The sequence below is a fragment of the Rhodopirellula sp. JB055 genome, assembly GCF_043100905.1.
Taxonomy (GTDB): Bacteria; Planctomycetota; Planctomycetia; order Pirellulales; family Pirellulaceae; genus Rhodopirellula.
The window spans coordinates 1-4,366 of sequence record NZ_JBICHO010000517.1; the positions used below are offsets into that span (position 1 = coordinate 1).

3 protein-coding genes are annotated in these 4,366 nt (G+C 54.9%); 2 read left to right on the forward strand and 1 reads right to left on the reverse strand.

Features of this window, described 5'->3' with window-relative positions:
• Positions 1-289 precede the first annotated feature (289 nt).
• Positions 290-679 carry a hypothetical protein gene (locus tag ACF8AM_RS20170; protein WP_392557376.1) on the reverse strand — a complete coding sequence of 130 codons (390 nt, stop codon included), beginning with the start codon at positions 677-679 and terminating at the stop codon, positions 290-292.
• Between the two features lie 352 nt (positions 680-1,031).
• Between ACF8AM_RS20170 and ACF8AM_RS20175 the strand changes: the two genes are divergently transcribed.
• Positions 1,032-2,570, forward strand: a complete 1,539-nt coding sequence (locus ACF8AM_RS20175; RefSeq protein WP_392557377.1) for a trypsin-like peptidase domain-containing protein — start codon at positions 1,032-1,034, stop codon at positions 2,568-2,570.
• A gap of 323 nt (positions 2,571-2,893) precedes the next feature.
• Positions 2,894-3,586 carry a DUF1080 domain-containing protein gene (locus ACF8AM_RS20180; RefSeq protein WP_392557378.1) on the forward strand — a complete coding sequence of 231 codons (693 nt, stop codon included), beginning with the start codon at positions 2,894-2,896 and terminating at the stop codon, positions 3,584-3,586.
• Positions 3,587-4,366: the final 780 nt, after the last annotated feature.

Genomic DNA, 4,366 nt, shown 5'->3' on the forward strand with positions numbered 1-4,366 from the left:
GTTTTGACTCCAGTTCAGGGCTCGTCGCCTCGTCCACTACCCTAAGAACAGGTCGAGACAGACCACTAGCCAGGCCCAAACAAAACCCCGCGAAAGCGACCTTCATTCAACGAGGGTCGCTTTTTTGGTGCCCATCATCAATCGCACCTTTCGCACATCGCCATCACGCTACATCGCCCCGGACGGGGCCGTCGTGGGGATGCTGCGTCGTTCCTGTCTTTTCACCAGGCGTGGTCGACGGGCTTGGCTACCCGTCTTCGAAGCTCATCGCATGGAAACGTGAAGACGCTCACGTCCACCGCCAAACCGTCCACAGATGCACCGCCATCGCAATGACGAAGCTGACGATCGAGATTGCCGTTGGGATCTCGTAGTAGTACTGCAGTCGTTTGTGATTGCCCCAATACCATCGAAAGTGAATGAACAGCCCGATGCAGATCAGCAACACCCCAAACGTGATCGCGGGCGTGCCGATGTATTCTTTCCAGAACATTGGGGACATTTGCCCGCCGCGGGAAAGGTGGATCGTCGTCGCTTGCTGGACAAGACAGCATCGCAGTCCATAAAGGCAAACCACCGCCGCTGCACCGATCCCCACGCCCCGCCTCGTGATGGGACCGCCATCGGGACCATCAGACAGTCGGTCGGCCAAATCGATGATCCGGTCGTGCTGATACATGGTCGTGGGTCGGGAAGCGAGGAGTGCTCGTGAAGGTGCATTCTGTGTCAGGTTGATTCCAACGGCGTTTGGGGCGCGGGGTAGACCCTTGCACAGGCATTTTCGGGAAGAAACGCCTGTCGGGTTCCCGTTTCACCTCTCCTAATCACTGCTACACCAACCTCCGAATACGAAGTTTCGGGAGAGGTGCATCGTACAAAAAACGCTAAAAAACCGCATCAAAATACTGCACGACTTCTAAATGCGATGTGGGATCGTTGTGCAGATTGAATCGCGGACGGTTCGCGAGTCAAACGGATTGCCGCTAGATTGTTGGCAGAGAAAATCTTCAAGCTTGTAACACGAAAAACACATGCGACTTACTGGAATTGCGTTTGGCACCTTTGCCGTTGCTTCGTTGCTGCTGCAATCGGCTTCTTCTGATGAGCCTTCAAAGCTTGACCCGCAGTCACCGCGGTGGTCGCCCCTCGTGGATGTGATTGCGAAGGTGGAACCTGCGGTGGTGGGGTTGTTCTTGCGAGACGAATCCACGGGCGGATTCCAAACTGGCAGCGGTACAATCATCCATCCCGCTGGTTACGTACTAACCAATGATCACGTTCTCTCGAGAGATGACGGGTACGCAGTGATTGGGCAGAAAGCGACTCGGTTCGAAGTGGTAGGACGCATGCCCGAGAAAGACATTGCCATTGTTCGCCTGCTCTACGTGAAAGGTCGCTTGCCAACGGTGCCGCTTGGCCAAAGCAACGATGTCCACAATGGCGAGGCAGTCGTCGTTGCCGGAAATCCGGGCGGACGCGGAATGACAATCACATCAGGAATCATTAGTTCCAAGAAGACCTACTTGGACATGCCCAATGCTCTGATAGGAACGCAGTACAACTTGCAAGCTCGAGATGATTTCATTCGCTTTGATGCCGCCAGCAATCGTGGCAACTCGGGTGGTCCGCTGGTAAATATGGACGGCAAGGTCATCGGGATCGTTTCCAGAGTGAATCCGGAAGAACAGAACGCAAGCTTTGCGATTCCAATCGACCGAGTCCGTCGCCTGTTCCATCGAGTCGTGGAACCAGAGTTACGCCACAACCGCTGGGTGGGACTCAGCTTGAACCCGCTCGCCGACGTTGCTCTTGTCACATCAGTGGAACAAGGTTCTCCGGCCGAACGAGCAGGGCTGCAACCCGGTGATACGATCACTTCAGTTGAAGGAGAATCCGTCCGACATGCGGCAGATTGGGCCTTAGCACTGGACCGTGCCTTCCGCACGTCGGATCGATTCCATCTGGTGGCCGAACGACGAGGAGCATCATTGCCGTTGAACATCATGACTGAATCGATCCCCCCCTTGAAGGCAGAGAAAGTGGACGATTTGGAAGAGGGAATCGCGTTCGATCTGTACCATGGTGAGTTCAAGAAACTCCCTCGATTCGAAGAACTCGAGGTGTCGCGTTCCGGCGAAGTCACGACATTGGATTTACAAGAAATCCAAGCAGATCGAGAGGATGATTTTGCCCTCGTCATCAATGCCTATCTACAAGTTCCCGAGGAGGGACTGTATCGGTTTCAGATCACGTCGGACGACGGCAGTCGTGTCTTCTTGAATGATCAATTGTTTTTGGATCATGATGGCAATCATCCTCCCATGACCGTGAGTCGGTTGCTCAGAGCGGAAGCAGGGATGCACCCCATTCGCATTGAATATTTCGAAGGCGGTGGACATCAAGCACTCACCGTGGCGCTGGCTCCTCTGGACGCAAAGAGCGACCAGGCGATCTCCGAAGCCCCAGAATCCAGCTCGCCTCAACCGCACATAGAAGAAAAAAACGCGAAAACCAGCGTCTTGAAATGGTTCCGGAGGAAAAATGCGGGCGAAGCACGTCAGCCGGAATGATCAGGCAAAACGATGTGAGCCGTTTGTGCATTCGCCCCAACTGCACGTGGGGACAGTGGCGTTTGCCAAAACAGTCAATGTCAAATCCAAGGACTCGTCGCCTCGTCCACTACAATCTACCCTCACTTTTAGCTTTGACAGACCACTAGCAGCGGGCTCGTTGTTCTCCTGACGCACGGCGTTTTCGAACGGCCCGAATCGAATCCATTGATTTGCGTCCACAAGACGGTCTGCAGCAGCTAAACTCTCTCGCTCCCGCCCCTTTCCGTTGCAACATGGATGGGGCCGAAGTTGACTCCCACCTCCTTCCCCCGAAGTGATCTATGAAAAAGTTACTGTGCGTCCTGGCCCTTTCCCCTCTCTTTCTTACGCCAGGCGCCGCCCTGGCTCAGGACGCCACCCCCGAAACTGGAAAATGGGTGACGCTGTTTGATGGCAGCAACCTGGACGCTTGGCGGGAATACAACCGCGATTCAGTGACAACAGGATGGAAGATTGATGGCGACGCGCTGACCTGCATTTCCCGAAAGGATCAAGGCAAACAGGCCCGCGGTGAGAACATCATCACCAAAGAAAAGTTTGCGGCGTTCGAACTGGAACTCGAATTCAAAGTCACTCCCGCTGCCAACAGTGGCGTGATGTTCCATGTCCTCGAAACCAAAAAACCACCTTACTACACCGGCCCTGAGATTCAGATCCAAGACCACAAGGGCGGTCACGATCCGCAGAAGTGTGGTTGGTTGTATCAACTGTATTCCTCGGACACGGACGCCACGAAACCAGTTGGCGAGTGGAACAAGTTGCGAGTGCTGATCACGCCTGAGAAGTGCGAGATCGCAGTCAACGGAGTCCTCTACTGCGAGTTCGTCAAAGGCAGCGATGACTGGAACGAACGCGTTGCAAAATCGAAGTTCGGCAAATGGGACGGCTTCGGTGAATCCAGCGAAGGCCATATCTGCCTTCAAGATCACAACGACGAAGTTTCGTACCGAAACATTCGTGTTCGCCGACTCTAGGCCGATCCCTTCCTCCGCATCGGCGTCATGGCGGTGCCCCGCGACGATCATCCTGAAAGGATTCACAACCGTAGCAGCCGTCGGTAAACGCACGAGTTACCGACGGCTGCTTCTTGCGCCTCTCTCCCCCCTTCCTCGTCCCTTCTCCTTCGAACCCCGCCGCCCAGCACTCCCCATCGCTGACTCGCCCCCCTTCGCAGCGAGAGCGATCAGCCGATGGGCGATAGCCCACGGTTCTCCAAACGAGAGCCTTCTTGCTCATTGGGCAACGGCCAAACTCAATTTAAGACCCATGGCTTGATAACAGCCGTTCCCAACCGCTTCCCCACCGTACAAACGTTCTCTGTGGCCAGCGAGCCAAGTGGGATGCGAAGGTCGCCCCGACCTCCAGCGAAGAACGCGAAAATCGCAGGACCGTCTCGCGATTCACGGGCAGCTCATTCGTCAGCCCCTTGGGATACGTCTGTACGTATCGCCGAAGCCATTTCGGAGACCATATTCGGTCACTTGCGCTGAGCCACGCTCCCCCCAAAGCCCCCTGGTGTCATCAGAACGACTTCCAGGAGTGGCAACATTGCCGCAGCAACACGCAGCAGGTAAGATTTTGAGCATAAAAGCGAGTTGAGTGATATTGGTCAAACACCCCAACTCACTTACCCCGTATCATGCAATTTCCCGAATACGACCCTAGTGAGTAGGGTTGAATCTATTGTTCGCCGACAAAATGATTTCGCGTCACGCTGATTGCAAACGCCATCGGAAAACCACGTGACCGAAACC

Coding starts and splice junctions, on each gene's coding strand:
- ACF8AM_RS20170 (WP_392557376.1), bottom strand. CDS start 679: ATGTATCAGCACGACCGGATCATCGATTTGGCCGACCGACTGTCTGAT.
- ACF8AM_RS20180 (WP_392557378.1), top strand. CDS start 2,894: ATGAAAAAGTTACTGTGCGTCCTGGCCCTTTCCCCTCTCTTTCTTACG.
- ACF8AM_RS20175 (WP_392557377.1), top strand. CDS start 1,032: ATGCGACTTACTGGAATTGCGTTTGGCACCTTTGCCGTTGCTTCGTTG.